15 protein-coding genes are annotated in these 16,484 nt (G+C 60.2%); 10 read left to right on the forward strand and 5 right to left on the reverse strand.

All coding sequences use genetic code 11. The features are described from left to right. Window positions 1–398: 398 nt before the first annotated feature. The 9 genes from QZR30_RS04615 to QZR30_RS04655 all read left to right on the forward strand — a co-directional run bounded on the left by QZR30_RS04615 (window position 399) and on the right by QZR30_RS04655 (window position 10,646). Window positions 399–1,688, forward strand: a complete 1,290-nt coding sequence (locus tag QZR30_RS04615) for an MFS transporter (RefSeq protein ID WP_274357148.1) — start codon at window positions 399–401, stop codon at window positions 1,686–1,688. A gap of 172 nt (window positions 1,689–1,860) precedes the next feature. Further along, a complete protein-coding gene (locus QZR30_RS04620; RefSeq protein WP_043048135.1) occupies window positions 1,861–2,847 on the forward strand; it encodes a phosphate ABC transporter substrate-binding protein PstS in 987 nt (328 codons plus the stop codon). Window positions 2,848–3,230: 383 nt separating this feature from the next. Further along, window positions 3,231–5,264 carry an ABC transporter permease subunit gene (locus QZR30_RS04625; RefSeq protein WP_311903091.1) on the forward strand — a complete coding sequence of 678 codons (2,034 nt, stop codon included), beginning with the start codon at window positions 3,231–3,233 and terminating at the stop codon, window positions 5,262–5,264. Window positions 5,265–5,279: 15 nt separating this feature from the next. Further along, window positions 5,280–6,950: a phosphate ABC transporter permease PstA gene (gene pstA / locus QZR30_RS04630; protein WP_043048129.1), complete on the forward strand. Its 1,671-nt coding sequence runs from the start codon at window positions 5,280–5,282 to the stop codon at window positions 6,948–6,950. A 128-nt stretch (window positions 6,951–7,078) separates the two neighbouring features. Next, on the forward strand, window positions 7,079–7,912 hold the full coding sequence (gene pstB / locus QZR30_RS04635; protein ID WP_034116465.1) for a phosphate ABC transporter ATP-binding protein PstB: 834 nt from the start codon (window positions 7,079–7,081) through the stop codon (window positions 7,910–7,912). A gap of 73 nt (window positions 7,913–7,985) precedes the next feature. Beyond that, window positions 7,986–8,747 carry a phosphate signaling complex protein PhoU gene (gene phoU / locus QZR30_RS04640; RefSeq protein WP_046070132.1) on the forward strand — a complete coding sequence of 254 codons (762 nt, stop codon included), beginning with the start codon at window positions 7,986–7,988 and terminating at the stop codon, window positions 8,745–8,747. A gap of 181 nt (window positions 8,748–8,928) precedes the next feature. Further along, complete coding sequence (locus QZR30_RS04645) at window positions 8,929–9,831, forward strand: response regulator (RefSeq protein ID WP_046070131.1); 903 nt, start codon at window positions 8,929–8,931, stop codon at window positions 9,829–9,831. Window positions 9,832–10,018: 187 nt separating this feature from the next. After that, complete coding sequence (locus tag QZR30_RS04650) at window positions 10,019–10,342, forward strand: type II toxin-antitoxin system RelE/ParE family toxin (protein WP_274357146.1); 324 nt, start codon at window positions 10,019–10,021, stop codon at window positions 10,340–10,342. A 4-nt stretch (window positions 10,343–10,346) separates the two neighbouring features. Continuing rightward, complete coding sequence (locus QZR30_RS04655; protein ID WP_056847484.1) at window positions 10,347–10,646, forward strand: helix-turn-helix domain-containing protein; 300 nt, start codon at window positions 10,347–10,349, stop codon at window positions 10,644–10,646. A 63-nt stretch (window positions 10,647–10,709) separates the two neighbouring features. On the opposite strand, the gene QZR30_RS04660 is transcribed toward QZR30_RS04655, so the two are convergent. From QZR30_RS04660 to phoB, 3 genes are all read right to left on the reverse strand, one after another. Continuing rightward, window positions 10,710–12,050, reverse strand: a complete 1,341-nt coding sequence (locus QZR30_RS04660) for a hemolysin family protein (protein ID WP_043048122.1) — start codon at window positions 12,048–12,050, stop codon at window positions 10,710–10,712. Between the two features lie 180 nt (window positions 12,051–12,230). After that, window positions 12,231–13,517, reverse strand: coding sequence for a phosphate regulon sensor histidine kinase PhoR (gene phoR, locus QZR30_RS04665; protein WP_311903092.1), 1,287 nt, complete (start codon window positions 13,515–13,517; stop codon window positions 12,231–12,233). Between the two features lie 82 nt (window positions 13,518–13,599). Further along, a complete protein-coding gene (gene phoB, locus QZR30_RS04670) occupies window positions 13,600–14,289 on the reverse strand; it encodes a phosphate regulon transcriptional regulator PhoB (RefSeq protein ID WP_003176964.1) in 690 nt (229 codons plus the stop codon). A 154-nt stretch (window positions 14,290–14,443) separates the two neighbouring features. Here phoB and QZR30_RS04675 point away from each other — a divergent pair, with 154 nt between their 5' ends. Next, window positions 14,444–14,821 (forward strand): COG4315 family predicted lipoprotein, encoded by a 378-nt coding sequence (locus tag QZR30_RS04675; protein WP_046070128.1) that lies wholly within the window; start codon window positions 14,444–14,446, stop codon window positions 14,819–14,821. A 108-nt stretch (window positions 14,822–14,929) separates the two neighbouring features. On the opposite strand, the gene ubiA is transcribed toward QZR30_RS04675, so the two are convergent. Together ubiA and QZR30_RS04685 are read right to left on the reverse strand one after the other, a co-directional pair. Beyond that, on the reverse strand, window positions 14,930–15,820 hold the full coding sequence (ubiA, locus tag QZR30_RS04680; RefSeq protein ID WP_311902987.1) for a 4-hydroxybenzoate octaprenyltransferase: 891 nt from the start codon (window positions 15,818–15,820) through the stop codon (window positions 14,930–14,932). Beyond that, window positions 15,820–16,383: a chorismate--pyruvate lyase family protein gene (locus QZR30_RS04685; protein WP_046070126.1), complete on the reverse strand. Its 564-nt coding sequence runs from the start codon at window positions 16,381–16,383 to the stop codon at window positions 15,820–15,822. Before QZR30_RS04685 ends, ubiA begins: the two co-directional genes overlap by 1 nt. Between the last annotated feature and the right edge of the window lie 101 nt (window positions 16,384–16,484).

Consider the following 16,484-nt stretch of genomic DNA (forward strand, 5'->3'; position numbering starts at 1 on the left):
GATAGCCGACTATTGGAAAAACGTTTCAGCACAAACATACGCGTTCGACGCGTTTCTCGTAAGGCGTGCTAAAGGGAAACTCTGCCAAACCGGCTGGGCAACCCCAACGGCGTTTGGCACAGCAGCCCTCAAGACCGGGGTTCTGCGCTTGCAAGGGCCGAGTATATCGAGACGCTGGCGCCGCGACGACCTCCCAAGGCTCATTTGGTCGGTAAATAGGCGCTGTATCGGGGCTTTTTCCTGCAACTGTGCTTCTGGCCGAGTTGAGTGTTGCCCTGCGTCGGTAAGATTGCCTGTTAAAGGCTCGACGCTGTGCTTTTTGGAGCGATTTGCTATCTTGCCAAGCCTGCCGCAAGTCCCGGGCTTGCCGTTCTGACTACTATAAGAGAAACCTTGCCATGTCCTCCGTGCCCGCAAGCAGTGCGCAACCCTCGCGCCCGCTGACCCGCAACGACTACAAAACCCTGTCGCTGTCTGCCTTGGGCGGTGCGCTGGAGTTCTACGACTTCATCATCTTCGTGTTTTTCGCCACCGTGGTCGGGAAACTGTTCTTCCCCATCGACATGCCCGAATGGCTACGCATGATGCAGACCTTCGGCATCTTCGCCGCCGGTTACCTGGCGCGCCCCCTGGGCGGCATCATCATGGCGCACTTCGGTGACCTGCTGGGGCGCAAGAAGATGTTCACCTTGAGCATTTTCATGATGGCCGTGCCGACCCTGATCATGGGCCTGCTGCCGACTTACGCGCAGATCGGCCTGTGGGCGCCGCTCCTGCTGCTGCTGATGCGCGTCATCCAGGGCGCGGCGATTGGCGGCGAGGTACCCGGCGCCTGGGTGTTCGTCTCAGAGCACGTGCCGCCGCGCCACATCGGCTACGCCTGCGGCACCCTGACCAGCGGCCTCACCGCCGGTATCTTGCTGGGCTCGCTGGTGGCCACTGCCATCAATACGGCCTATACCCCGGAGCAGGTCTCCGATTACGCCTGGCGGATCCCGTTCCTGCTCGGCGGTGTATTCGGCCTGCTGTCGGTGTATCTGCGCCGCTGGCTGCATGAAACACCGATCTTCGCCGAGATGCAGCAACGCAAGACCCTGGCTGCCGAGCTGCCGTTGCGCGCGGTGCTGCGCGACCATCGTGGTGCCATCGTGTTGTCGATGCTGCTGACCTGGCTGTTGTCGGCCGGCGTCGTAGTAGTCATCCTCATGACGCCGACCGTGCTGCAAACCGTCTATCACTTCAGCCCTACGGTTGCGCTGCAAGCCAACAGCCTGGCCATCGTAACGTTGAGCCTGGGTTGCATCGCCTCGGGCGCCCTGGCCGACCGTTTTGGCGCCGGCCGCGTATTGGTCACCGGTTGCGCGCTGCTGTTGGCAACCTCCTGGACGCTCTACCACAGCCTGATGGCTCACCCGGACTGGCTGTTCCCGTTGTACGCATTGACCGGTTTGTTCGTAGGTACCATCGGTGTGGTGCCCTACGTGATGGTCAAGGCCTTCCCGCCAGTGGTGCGTTTCAGTGGCCTGTCGTTCTCCTATAACGTCGCCTATGCCGTGTTCGGTGGGCTAACGCCATTGGCGGTATCGCTGTTGATGAAGGAGAGCCCGATGGGCCCGGCTTACTATGTGGCCGTCCTGTGTGTGATGGGGATGTTGGTGGGTGGGTATCTGTGGAAACGCGGCCGCTGAAACCAATTTGATCCAATGTGGCGAGGCGTTCATTCAACGTCTCGCTCCTCATCAGCCTTTGCTTCTCGATAGTGGCCTTTCATCTAATTGTCATATTTAAGACATAGAGTGTTCACACGGCCTCCCGATACTTGGCCCCGATCCAATTATCCCTATCTGCTAGGAGCAAGGCATGAAACTGAAACGTTTGATGGCGGCAATGACTTTTGTCGCTGCTGGCGTTGCGACCGCCAACGCGGTGGCCGCTGGTGTTGATCCGGCAATTCCGGCTTACGTCAAGACCACTGGTGTGTCGGGCAACCTGTCCAGCGTCGGTTCCGATACCCTGGCCAACCTGATGACCCTGTGGGCCGAGGGTTACAAGAAGGAATACCCGAACGTCAACATCCAGATTCAAGCTGCCGGCTCCGCCACCGCGCCACCTGCGCTGACCGAAGGCACCTCCAACCTGGGCCCGATGAGTCGCAAGATGAAGGATACGGAACTGGCGGCCTTCGAGCAGAAGTACGGCTATAAGCCAACTGCTATCCCGGTTGCCGTGGACGCCCTGGCGGTGTTCGTGCACAAGGACAACCCGATCCAGCATCTGACCATGGAGCAAGTCGACGCGATCTTCTCTTCGACTCGCCTGTGCGGTGCCAAAGCCGACGTGAAAACCTGGGGCGACCTGGGTGTGACCGGCGACCTGGCCAACAAGCCAGTGCAGTTGTTCGGCCGTAACTCGGTATCCGGCACTTACGGCTACTTCAAGGAAGAAGCCCTGTGCAAAGGCGACTACAAGCCTAACGTGAACGAACAACCTGGCTCGGCTTCGGTCGTGCAGTCGATCAGCTCCTCGCTGAACGGCATTGGTTACTCGGGCATCGGTTACAAGACCGCCAGCGTGAAGACCGTGCCTCTGGCCAAGAAAGGCACCACCGAGTTCATCGAAGACAGCGAAGAAAACGCCCTGAACGGCAAATACCCGCTGTCGCGCTTCCTCTACGTATACGTCAACAAAGCCCCGAACAAGCCTCTGGCTCCGCTGGAAGCCGAGTTCGTGAAACTGGTGCTGTCCAAGCAGGGCCAGGAAGTCGTGGTGAAAGACGGCTACATCCCACTGCCAGCCAAAGTGGCCGCCAAGGCACTGGCTGACCTGGGCCTGAAAGAAGGCAACTGATTGCCTCTGCGGGGCCGGCCTACCGGCTCCGCATCCGAATTTTCTAGTCCGCTGCCAGCTTGCTTCGCGGCGGATTTGTTGCGTCACTGCACTGTCATCTTTCTGTCATACAGGATCGCTAGGGTGTGCGCATGAATGATCTGGCCAATTCCACCATGACGACAACTTCTCCCCCCAAGCGCATTGATTTCAATACGCCTGAGCTGCAACGCAAGCGCCGCATGCGCGCGCTCAAGGATCGCTTTACCCGCTGGTATGTGCTGATCGGCGGCCTCGCCGTGCTGGCGGCCATTACCCTGATCTTCTTCTTCCTCGCCTATGTCGTCGCGCCGCTGTTCCAGGGCGCCTCGCTGACCAAGGAAGACGCGCTGACGCCCGCCTGGATGCAGGACGCCGGTAAACCGTTGATGATCTCCCTCGAAGAACAGAACCAAGTTGCCATGCGGGTTTCCGACAAGGGCCAGGCATTGTTCTTTGAAGTGGACACCGGTGCTGAACTCAAGCGTGTCGACCTGCCGCTTCCGGCCGGTACCAGCGTGGCCTCCATTGGTGAAGACCAGCCGGGCAGCCCGTTGGTGATCCTCGGCTTATCCAATGGCCAGTCCCTGGTGTTTCGCCACACCTATAAAGTGTCGTACCCGGACGGCAAGAAAACCATCAGCCCGGCGATCGAATACCCCTACGGCGAAACGCCGATCGTGCTGGATGACGCCGGTCGCCCACTGGAACACGTTGCCCTCAACGCCACCGACACCTCGCTGGTGGTCGCTGGTTCAGCGGGTTCGCACCTGAACGTGCTGACCCTGAGCCGCGAAGAAAACATGATGACCGGTGAAGTCACCAGTGAGCAGAAGCGTGTCGAGCTGCCACAGATGACTGAACCTGTGAAGGCGATCTTCATCGACCCGCGCCAGCAGTGGCTGTATGTGGTCAACGGTCGCGCCCTGGCCGACGTGTTCAGCCTGCGCGACAAGAGCCTCAACGGTCGCTACAAGTTATTGGAAAACGGCGATGCCGAAATCACCGCCAGCACCCAGCTGGTGGGCGGCATCTCGCTGATCATGGGGGATTCCAAAGGTGGCCTGGCCCAGTGGTTCATGGCTCGCGACCCGGATGGCGAACAACGCCTCAAGCAGATCCGTACCTTCCAGATGGGCACTGCGCCCATCGTCCAAATCAGCGCTGAAGAGCGCCGCAAAGGCTTCACCGCCCTTGACGCGTCCGGCCAGTTCGGCGTGTTCCACAGCACCGCACACCGTACCCTGCTGGTCGACCCGGTGGTCGACGGCCAGGGTCTGTTCGGCATGTCGCCTCGGGCCAACCGGGTGATCGTCGAGACCGGCGGCAAGCTGCAACCCTTGCTGCTCGACAATCCGCACCCGGAAGTCTCGTGGAGCGCGTTGTGGAGCAAGGTCTGGTACGAAAACTACGACGAGCCTAAATACGTCTGGCAGTCCACCGCCGCCAACACCGACTTCGAACCCAAGATGAGCCTGGCCCCGCTGACCTTCGGGACCTTGAAGGCCGCGTTCTATGCCATGCTGCTGGCGGCGCCGCTGGCGGTTGCCGCCGCGATCTACACCGCTTACTTCATGGCTCCGAGCCTGCGCCGCAAGGTCAAGCCGGTGATCGAGCTGATGGAAGCCATGCCGACGGTGATCCTCGGCTTCTTCGCCGGCCTGTTCCTGGCGCCTTATGTGGAAGGGCATCTGCCGGGGATTTTCAGCCTGTTGATGCTGTTGCCAATTGGCATCCTGGTCGCCGGTTTTGTCTTTAGCCGCTTGCCCGAGTCCATTCGCCTAAGGGTGCCGGATGGCTGGGAAAGCGCGATCCTGATCCCGGTGATCCTGTTCGTGGGCTGGCTCTCGCTGTACATGAGCCCGTACCTGGAAACCTGGTTCTTCGGCGGTGACATGCGCATGTGGATCTCCCATGACCTGGGCATCACCTACGACCAGCGCAACGCCCTGGTGGTCGGCCTCGCCATGGGCTTTGCGGTGATCCCGAACATCTACTCCATCGCCGAAGACGCCGTGTTCAGCGTGCCACGCGGCCTGACCCTGGGCTCCCTGGCCCTGGGCGCCACGCCCTGGCAGACCATGACCCGCGTGGTCATCCTCACCGCCAGCCCGGGCATTTTCTCGGCATTGATGATCGGCATGGGCCGTGCTGTCGGCGAGACCATGATCGTGCTGATGGCCACCGGTAACACCCCGGTGATGGAGATGAACCTGTTCGAGGGCCTGCGCACCCTGGCGGCCAACGTCGCGGTAGAAATGCCCGAGTCGGAAGTCGGCGGCAGTCACTACCGCGTGTTGTTCCTCTCGGCACTGGTGCTGCTGTTGTTCACCTTCATTATGAACACCCTCGCGGAGCTGATTCGTCAGCGTCTGCGCAAGAAATACTCGTCGCTTTAAGAAAGGTAGAAGTCTGTGAAACAGAACTCCCTGAATGGATGGTTCAAGAGCGGCGCTCCCGGCGTCTGGATCAGCGGTGGCGCGGTGTCCATCGCGGTCATCATGACCATTGGTCTGCTGGCTGTGATTGCGGTGCGTGGCTTGGGCCATTTCTGGCCGGCCGACCTGATCCAGGCCAACTACAACGTGCCGGGCCAGGCCAACCACATCGTCATCGGCGAAGTGGTACAGAAAGAAGAAGTGCCGCGTGAGCGCCTGAAAAGCGCCGGCCTGCCGGTGCCGGACGAAGGCCCTGAGTTCATGACCCGCGAGCTGATCAAGGTCGGCAACCGCGACCTGAACGGCAACGACTTCACCTGGATCGTCGGCGAGTGGTTGAAGGATCAGACCAAACCGACCAACCTGATGGCCATCGAGCGTCGCGAATGGGGCAATTTCTACGGCACCCTGGTCAACGTCAAGCAGGACGGCAAGGTCATCGCCGAAGGCGAAGCTGCGTGGCCGGAGCTGCAAGCCCGGGTCGCGCGCGTCAATCAGCTCGCCGCCCAGCTCAAGACCCTGGAAAAATCCGATATCGGCGCGATCAACGCCGGCCTCGAACGCATCCGCCTGCACGGCCGCAAACTGGAACTGGAGGGCAAGCTCGACGCCGCCGCCCAGGCCGATATGGATGCCGACCGCGCCGAACTGAATGCCCGCTACCAGGACATCGAGGCGCGCCTGGCTGACCTGCACGCTCAGTTCAACCGCGACGCCCTGACTGCCCGCGACGGCAACGGCAAGGAAGTGGAGATCGGCATCGGCAAGGTGGTGCACGCCTACCAGCCTAACGCCATGGGCACCCTGACCAAGATCGGCTTCTACTTCAGCAAAGTCTGGGAATTCCTCAGTGATGACCCACGGGAAGCCAACACCGAAGGCGGGATTTTCCCGGCCATCTTCGGCACCGTGATGATGACCCTGATCATGGCGATGATCGTGACCCCGTTTGGCGTGCTGGCGGCCGTGTACCTGCGTGAGTACGCCAAGCAGAACACCCTGACGCGGATCATCCGTATCGCCGTGAACAACCTGGCGGGCGTACCGGCCATCGTCTACGGCGTATTCGGCCTGGGCTTCTTCGTCTATGTATTGGGTGGCTCGGTTGACCGTCTGTTCTTCGCCGAAGCCCTGCCGGCACCGACCTTCGGTACCCCGGGCCTGCTATGGGCCTCGCTGACCCTGGCGCTGCTGGCGGTGCCGGTGGTGATCGTGGCCACCGAAGAAGGCCTGGCGCGCATTCCTCGCACCGTGCGCGAAGGCTCCCTGGCGTTGGGCGCGACCAAGGCGGAAACGCTGTGGAAGATCGTGCTGCCGATGGCCAGCCCGGCGATGATGACCGGCATGATCCTCGCCGTGGCCCGCGCCGCCGGTGAAGTGGCGCCGCTGATGCTGGTGGGTGTGGTGAAACTGGCGCCGTCGCTGCCATTGGACGGCAACTACCCGTACCTGCACCTGGACCAGAAGATCATGCACCTGGGCTTCCATATCTATGACGTCGGCTTCCAGAGCCCCAACGTCGAAGCTGCACGGCCGCTGGTGTACGCCACCGCGTTGCTGCTGGTGCTGGTGATCGCCACGCTCAACCTGTCGGCGGTGTGGATCCGTAACCACCTGCGCGAAAAATACAAGGCGCTGGACAGCTAACACCATTCAATGTGGGAGGGGGCTTGCCCCCGATTGCGGTGTGCCAGCCAGCACACATGTTCCTGATGCACTGCTATCGGGGGCAAGCCCCCTCCCACACAACAAATTGGTAGCACAGGGAGCATCCCATGCAACACGAAAACCATTCCCACGGCATCAATATGTCTGCCCTGGGTCGCGACAAGCAGAGCCTGAGCCTGGCTCAGGAAACCGTGGCCATCGAAGTGCCGGGCCTGAGCCTCTACTACGGCGACAAGCAGGCACTGTTCGACGTCAGCATGAACATCCCCAAGCAGCGCGTGACCGCCTTTATCGGCCCGTCCGGCTGCGGCAAGTCCACGCTGCTGCGCACCTTCAACCGTATGAACGACCTGGTCGACGGTTGCCGTGTGGAAGGCGCGATCAACCTTTACGGCACCAACATCTATCGCAAGGGCGAAGACGTGGCCGAGCTGCGCCGCCGCGTGGGCATGGTGTTCCAGAAGCCCAACCCGTTCCCCAAGACCATCTACGAAAACGTGGTCTACGGCCTGCGCATCCAGGGCATCAACAAGAAGCGCATCCTCGACGAAGCGGTTGAATGGGCCCTCAAGGGTGCGGCCCTGTGGGATGAGGTCAAGGACCGGCTGCACGAGTCGGCTCTCGGCCTGTCCGGTGGCCAGCAGCAACGCCTGGTGATCGCCCGCACCATCGCCGTGGAGCCGGAAGTGCTGCTGCTCGACGAACCCTGCTCGGCCCTCGACCCGATCTCGACCCTGAAAGTCGAAGAGCTGATCTATGAACTCAAGTCCAAGTTCACCATCGTTATCGTGACCCACAACATGCAACAGGCGGCACGGGTTTCCGACTACACCGCGTTCATGTACATGGGCAAGCTGGTGGAATTCGGCGATACCGATACCCTGTTCACCAATCCGGCGAAGAAACAGACCGAAGACTACATCACCGGTCGCTACGGCTAGGATGCCGTGGTTCTTCTCATTGCACTGACGTTGCGGTTCTCCGCACCTTACCGGACGCTCCAAGGACGCCAACATGATTAGCAAAGAAGGCCTTACCCATCACATCTCCGCGCAGTTCAACGCCGAGCTCGAGGAAGTGCGCAGCCACCTCCTGGCGATGGGCGGGCTGGTGGAGAAGCAAGTCAACGATGCGGTCACCGCGCTGATCGAGGCCGACTCGGGCCTGGCCCAGCAGGTGCGCGAGATCGATGACCAGATCAACCAGATGGAACGCAACATCGACGAGGAGTGCCTGCGCATTCTCGCCCGTCGCCAGCCGGCGGCCTCTGACCTGCGTTTGATCATCAGCATCTCCAAGTCCGTAATCGATCTGGAGCGTATCGGCGACGAAGCCACCAAGATCGCCCGCCGCGCCATCCAGCTGTGCGAAGAAGGTGAAGCGCCCCGCGGCTACGTGGAAGTGCGCCACATCGGCGACCAGGTGCGCAACATGGTGCGTGATGCCCTCGACGCCTTCGCCCGTTTTGACGCCGAGCTGGCGTTGTCGGTGGCCCAGTACGATAAGATCATCGACCGCGAATACAAGACGGCGTTGCGCGAACTGGCCACCTACATGATGGAAGATCCGCGCTCGATCTCGCGTGTGTTGAACATCATCTGGGTGCTGCGTTCCCTGGAGCGTATCGGCGACCATGCGCGCAATATCTCGGAATTGGTGATTTATCTGGTGCGCGGCACCGACGTACGGCACATGGGCCTCAAGCGCATGAAAGCCGAAGTTGAAGGCACCGCTGATCTAATCCCTAATGTTCCGGGTGAAACTGACGATAAGTAAGTTGCCCGAGAAATTAACGCCCGGCCTTTGGCCGGGCGTTTTCGTTTGTGGCACCGAATTTTTTGCGCGGGCTGAATTTGAGCGCGATAGTGAAAAAAGCCCCGCTGTGACTGGCGAGTTTTGGCAAAATGCCATCAGTCAGGCGTTTTGCGTGCCGAAGTTTTTATAGGATAAAGGGTCGATGAGCAAAGTCAGTGTGTTGGTGGTGGATGACGCCTCGTTCATTCGCGACCTGGTGAAGAAGTGCCTGCGCAATTACTTCCCCGGGATCAAGATCGAAGATGCGGTGAACGGCAAAAAGGCGCAATCCATCCTGATGCGCGAGACCTTCGATCTGGTGCTGTGTGACTGGGAAATGCCGGAGATGTCCGGTCTTGAGCTCTTGACCTGGTGCCGCGGGCAAGCCCACCTGAAGGCCATGCCGTTCGTGATGGTGACCAGCCGTGGCGACAAGGAAAACGTGGTGCAGGCGATCCAGGCCGGCGTTTCCGGTTATGTGAGCAAGCCATTCACCAACGAACAGTTGCTGAACAAGGTCAAGCAGGCCCTGCACAAGATCGGCCGCCTCGATGCACTGATCGCCAGCGCGCCGACCAAGATGAACTCGGCCTTCGGCAACGACTCCCTGAGCGCCCTGACCGGCGGCAAGCCCGAAGCGGTCAAGTCGGCTCCCGTCGCGGCGACACCCAACAAAGGCCTGCTCAACAACCCACCGGTACAAGCGCCAGCGGCAGCGTCGCCGGCTGGCGGTCGCGGCCAGGGGCAGTTGCGCCTGTCCAGTGGCACCCAGCAATGCGTAATCAAGGCCCTGAGCATCAAGGAAGCGTTGCTGGTGGTGCGGCGCGGCGAAGTCTTGCCTCAGGTCCTGGAAAGCGCCGTGCTCGACCTTGAGCAGGGTGACAACGCCGAAGTCGCACGCCTCAATGGCTACCTGCACGCCATTGTCGCCTTCGAACCCAGGCCGGATAGTGATTGGCTGCAGCTGACCTTCCGTTTTATCGACCAGGATGCGCAGAAGCTGGATTACATCTCGCGCCTGATTGCGCGCGGTACGGCGCAGAAGCATTTTGTGCCGGGTGCTTGATCGCCTTAATAGCGGAAATTGACCGAGTATCTGATTCCCGTCAGTAGGCTTGATTTATATCTGTTTCGATATAGTCTCTCGGTAAGACCCCAGTGGACTTGAGCCTCTGCTATGCCTTGAAACAAACCTCCACTGCTTTTGGCTGAATCGTCGATTACGCTTTTTCTTTCCAGGAAAGGAGAAGCTAATGCCAAGGCACAAGGATGTGGTGTTTCTAGGAAGCTCGCTCAAGGATCTCAAGAATTTTCCTCTCGACGCCCGAAGGGCAGCTGGTTTTCAGTTGGATCTATTGCAACAGGGTGAACAGCCCTTTGATTGCAAACCGATGAAAACGATCGGAATGGGCGTCAAGGAGATCCGGATCACTGAGGAATCGGGAGCGTTTCGAGTGTTCTATGTGGTCAATCGGCCGGAAGCTGTCTACGTGCTGCACGCGTTGCGCAAGACCACACAGAAAACCGAAGGGCGGGATATCGAGCTGGCTCGCGCCAGATTGCAGGAGTTAGGTTAAGCCCATGACAAATCAAAAGTTACATACCGAGCGTTTCAACTGTGTGTGGGATGCTCTGGAAGACACGCCCGTGCAAGCTGCCAATATGCGCCTGCGCTCAAAGTTGCTGTTGGAATTGTGCAACACCATTCGCAGCTGGGAGCTTTCCCAGAAGGATGCGGCGCAAAGACTGGGTATCAGCCAACCCCGCCTGAACGATGTGCTCAACGGTAAGATCAATAAGTGTTCTCTGGATGCGTTAGTCAATCTTTCGGCTGCCGCCCAGATAAATGTGGACATCTGTTTTAACGCGCTGCCTGCTTGACGATCATTCAAGGGCGTCACGACGCTCGGGACATTGCCCAATTTTGCATTGGGCAATCGAAGGTCAGTCCAGCAGCAACACCTTGGCCAACACGATCTTCGGCCCTTTCATCTTCTTGATGATGATCCGCAGGCCTTCAACTTCCAGCACTTCTTCCTCTTCCGGCACGCGCTTGAGGGTGTCGTAGATCAGCCCGGCCAGGGTTTCGGCTTCGATGTGGTCCAGGTCGACGCCCAACAGGCGTTCCACCTTGAACAACGGCGTGTCACCACGCACCAGCAGTTTGCCAGGCTGGTAGGCGAGGATGCCCCGCTCGGCCTTGCGGTGTTCGTCCTGGATATCGCCCACCAGCACTTCCAGCACGTCTTCCATGGTCAGGTAGCCGATGATCTTGCCGTCGGCTTCCTCCACCAGGGCGAAGTGCGCGCCGCCTTTGCGGAACTGCTCCAGCAGTTGCGACAACGGCATATGCCGCGAGACGCGCTCCAGCGGGCGGGTCAGTTCGGCCAGGTTGAACGATTCGGGGATGTGGTCCAGGGCGGCCAGTTCCAGCAGCAAATCCTTGATATGCAACAGGCCGACGAACTCATTGCGTACCGCGTCATACACCGGGTAACGGCTGAATTTGTGACGACGGAACAGCGCGAGGATTTCCTTGAGCGGGGCGTTGAAGTCCAGGGTTACCAGGTCTTCCCGGGAGTTGGCCCAGTCGACCACTTCCAGCTCGCCCATTTCCACCGCCGAAGCCAGTACGCGCATACCTTGGTCGCTCGGGTCCTGGCCACGGCTGGAGTGCAGGATCAGCTTGAGTTCTTCGCGGCTGTAATGGTGCTCATGGTGCGGACCAGGCTCGCCTTGGCCGGCGATGCGCAGGATGGCGTTGGCGCTGGCGTTGAGCAGGTAGATGGCCGGGTACATCGCCCAGTAGAACAGGTACAGCGGCACCGCCGTCCATAGCGACAGCAGCTCGGGCTTGCGAATCGCCCAGGACTTGGGCGCCAGCTCACCGACCACGATGTGCAGGTAGGAAATCACGAAGAAGGCGGCAAAGAACGACACGCCCTTGATCACCTCCGGCGACTGCACGCCGATGGCACCGAGCATAGGCTCGAGGATGTGCGCAAAGGCCGGCTCACCGACCCAGCCCAGGCCCAGGGAAGCCAGGGTGATACCCAGCTGGCAGGCCGACAGGTAGGCGTCGAGCTGGCTGTGAACGGTGCGCAGGATCTGCCCGCGCCAGCCGTTCTTGTGGGCGATGGCCTCGACCCGGGTGGCGCGCAGCTTGACCATGGCAAATTCCGCCGCAACGAAGAAACCGTTGAGCAGTACCAGGACCAGTGCAAAAAGAATCATGCCGAAATCGGCGAAGAGTGTAGCGAGGGTAATACCAGGGGAAGGGTCCATGATGGGGTTTTGCAGGTTCCGTATGTTCAATAGGGGATGAAAGGTGGGCCTGAAAGGCAGGCGCAAGTCGGCCAATGTAGCGGCTGACGGGGCGCTTGCCTAGTGCCTGCTGCCAGGTGGGGCCTGGAAGCTGTTCTCCAAAAGCATACAAATCCAATGTGGGAGGGGGCTGTATTTGAGTTATTCATCATTGTCGATCACTGGCGAACGCGTCACCTGCGTTGTTGGAAAATGGCAGGTAAACGTACTGCCATGCCCCAGCACGCTGCTGATTTCCAGGCGTGCCCGATGGCGCAACAACACATGCTTGACGATGGCCAGGCCGAGCCCCGTGCCGCCGGTGTTGGAGTTGCGGCTGGAGTCAACGCGGTAGAAGCGTTCGGTGAGGCGCGGCAGGTGCTTGGCGTCGATGCCGATGCCCGAGTCCTGCACGCTCAGGTGCGCGCCCTGTTCGTCGGCCCACCAGCGAATACGAATATTGCCCTTGTCCTGGGTGTACTTCACCGCGTTGAACACCAAATTGGAGAACGCGCTGCGTAACTCGCTCTCACTGCCCTTGAGCAGCACCGTTGGGTCGGCTTCCAGGGTGATCTGCTGGCCGCGTTCACCGGAGAGCGCCTGGGCGTCATTCTTGATGGTGTGCAGCAGGCTTTGCACTGCCACCGGGTGGTTATCCGAGGGGTAATCGGTGGCTTCAAGCTTGGCCAAAAGCAGCAAGTCATTGAGCAGGGTCTGCATCCGCGAGCCTTGCTGCTGCATCTGCTGCAGGGCGCGGCTCCAGCGCGGGTTGATCTCGTCGACGTTGTCCAGCAGCGTCTCCAGGTAGCCGCAGATCACCGTCAGCGGTGTGCGAAGCTCGTGGGAGACGTTGGCGACGAAGTCCTTGCGCATCTGTTCAAGCTGATGGATGCGGGTCACATCACGCACCAGCATCAAGTGCTCATTGTTGCCATAGCGCGTCAGGTACAGCTGGATGCGGACGCGGTCATTGGTGGGCGAGGGGATTTCCAGGGCCTCTTCGTAGTTGTCCTGCTCGAAGTATTCCTTGAAGCGCGGGTGGCGTACCAGGTTGGTCACCGGCTGGCCGCTGTCCTGGGGCGTCTTGAGGCCCAGCAGGGTCTCGGCCGCGCGGTTCCACCATTCAAGGTTGCCGTCGCTGTCGAGCATGATCACCGCGTCCTTGAGTGCGGCGGTGGATTCCTGCACCCGGTCGATCACCGCTTGCAGGCGCCCGCGTACCCGTTGGTCGCGGCGCTGCAGGTGATAGATGCTGTCAAACACTTCGCCCCACAGGCCATAGCCATCGGGCGGTGCTTCGTCGGGTTTGTGCTGGCGCAGCCATTCATGCAGGCGCAGCAATTGTTTGAGGGTCCAGCCCAGGTACAACGCGATGCCGACGGCCAGGCTCCAGCCGTAATAGCCACTGATCAGCCCGACCAGCAGGCAGGCAGTGATCAACAGAAGCATGTGGCGGATCAGGGTGCCGTGCCAGTTCTGGTTCACTTAAACATGCGTCCTTGTCAGCTGTTAAGGGAGGAAAGGGACTGGATCAGCCTTTGGTAGAAAACCGATAGCCGGTGCCGCGCACGGTTTGTACCAGATTCTCGTACGCATCGCCCAAGGCTTTGCGCAGGCGACGGATATGCACATCAACGGTGCGTTCCTCCACATAGACGTTGCCGCCCCACACCTGGTCCAGCAATTGGCCACGGGTGTAGGCGCGCTCCTGATGGGTCATGAAGAATTGCAGCAGGCGGTATTCGGTCGGGCCCATCTCGGCGGGCTTGCCATCGATGGTCACGCGGTGGCTGATCGGGTCCAGCAGCAGGCCACCGACTTCGATTGGCGCCTCGCCATCGGTCGGGCCGGCGCGGCGCAACACGGCTTTGAGGCGTGCGACCAGTTCCCGTGGGGAAAACGGCTTGGTGATGTAGTCATCGGCACCGACTTCCAGGCCCTGGATCTTGTTGTCCTCCTCGCCCTTGGCGGTGAGCATGATGATCGGGATATCACCGGTCAGCTCGTCACGCTTGAGACGGCGGGCCAACTCGATGCCCGAGGTGCCGGGCAGCATCCAGTCGAGGAGGATCAGGTCCGGCTTGCGGTCGACGATAATGGCATGGGCCTGCTGGGAGTTCTCCGCCTCCAGGCAGTCATAGCCGGCCATTTCCAACGCAACGGCGATCATCTCGCGAATGGGCGCTTCGTCGTCAACAATCAGAATGCTCCTGCCAACCATGCCTAAAATCCTCTTGTCATTTAACTGTCTTGCGCCGCATTAGATAACGGAATTATTGCAGTCGTGTGACAGTAATTTAGTCGCCTGGGCAATTTACGGCACTCTGGACTACCCTTTGGGTCCGAATCCTGACAACCACAAAAGGAAGGTTCCGATGACTTACAGCACTGTTTCCTGGAAAGCCCTGCTGGTTACGGCGGTGTTGACCCTACCGGGCCTGGCATTTGCGGCGGAGCCGGCGATGACGAAAGACGGGATGCTGGTGGATCACAAGGGCATGACGCTCTACACCTTCGATAAGGATGCCGACGGCAAGTCAGTGTGCAAGGACCAGTGCGCGACCAATTGGCCGCCGTTGAAGGCCGAGTCCACCGACACTGCGACGGGCAACTGGAAGGTCATCACCCGTGACGACCAGACCAGCCAATGGGCTTACAAAGGCAAGCCGGTTTACACCTACAAGGACGACAAGAAGACCGGTGACAAGACCGGAGATGGCAAGGGTGGCGCCTGGCACATCATCAAGCCTTAAGTCTACGGCGCTGCTGAATCCATCGGGGGCAAGCCCCCTCCCACATATGAATGTATTCACACACCAAAATGTGGGAGGGGGCTTGCCCCCGATGGCGTCAGTCCTGCACTACCGAAACGCGTAATCCAGCACAATCCCGACAAAAATTGCCAACCCGGCCCAATGGTTGTGCAAAAACGCCTTGAAGCATTTCAGGCGATCCTTGTCTCGGGTGTACCAGAACTCCCAGGCAAAACAGCCCGCCGCGGCCAGCAACCCCAGTTGAAACCACCCGCCCAGCTCGAACCGCGCACCGGCCAGCAACAGGCAAACCAGTGACAGCCCCTGCAGCGTGAGGATGATCACACGATCAGCATCGCCAAACAGAATGGCGGTGGATTTCACTCCGATCTTCAAGTCGTCATCGCGGTCGGTCATCGCGTAATAAGTGTCGTAGCCCACCGTCCACAATAGGTTGGCGATATACAGCAACCACGCCGTCGCGGGCAGGTGGCCGGTTTCCGCGGTAAATGCCATCGGCATGCCCCAGGAAAACGCTGCCCCCAATACCACCTGCGGGTAATAGGTGTAGCGCTTCATGAATGGGTAACTCGCTGCCAGCGCCAAGCCGCCCAGGGACAGCAGGATAGTAGTGGCGTTCGTCAGCAGCACCAGCAGGAAACTGATGCCCATCAGCACGGCAAAAAACACCAGTGCTTCTTTTGAACTGATCTTGCCGCTCACCAGTGGGCGTTGCTCGGTGCGTTTCACATGGCCGTCAACCTTGCGGTCGGCCCAATCATTGATCACACAGCCGCCGGCGCGGGTCAGCACCACGCCGAGTACAAAAATCACAATATTGAGCAGAGACGGTGAGCCCTTGCCGGCGATCCACAGTGCCCAGAGTGTCGGCCACAGCAGCAGGTAGATGCCGATGGGCTTGTCCATGCGCGTCAACTGAATGAAATCCCAGGCCCTGGGATTCAGGCGGTTCAGGGACTTGAGCAGACGTTGATACATCAGCAATTCTCCGGATGATCATGCAGCGCGTGCCAGAAACCCGGCAGGAAGACTTCCGCCACCAGCACGCTCAGCGACCCGCGGTCGAAGCGCGAACGGCGCGCCCATAAACCGTCGGTCTGGTCCGCTGTCGGCAGCCATGGGCGAGGGTAGTGACACACCTCAATGGCCTGGCGGGTAAAGGCGTGGTCGCAGAACAGCAGCTCGCCCAGCGAACGGCTACCCAGCTCGTCCATGTGCAGGCCGTCGCCCTGCAAGGCGCCCCGCGCTGCCACACTGCGGGCAAACACCCACGGCTGGCCATGCCCACGCAGGTACACCTCGCGCACCCAGCCGACACTGGCCTGGGCCAGGCCCAGGGCGGCGCATTCATCATCGCGCAACGGCTGCCAGCCTTCGAACAGCGGCGTCACGCTGAAACCGTCGTTGGACAGCCACGTCAGCCGTCGTGTCAGCGAGCCTTCGTCAAACAGCCAATTGAGGGTCAGGGGCGTGGGCAAGGGGCTCAGAAGGCTCTGGGTCAGCCATTGGCCAGCATCGGGAAGGGCGATTGAGTGCGGCACAGTGAGTCAGTATTGGCAGCAAAAGAGGCGGCGAGCTTACCATGGCACCCTGATCTTTTGCCGCGCCAAACCGGCCGTTTGCGCCGATCGTGCTTGCATCT

Origin of the sequence: Pseudomonas sp. rhizo25, from assembly GCF_031931935.1 — a bacterium.
GTDB classification, from domain to species: Bacteria; Pseudomonadota; Gammaproteobacteria; order Pseudomonadales; family Pseudomonadaceae; genus Aquipseudomonas; species Aquipseudomonas synxantha.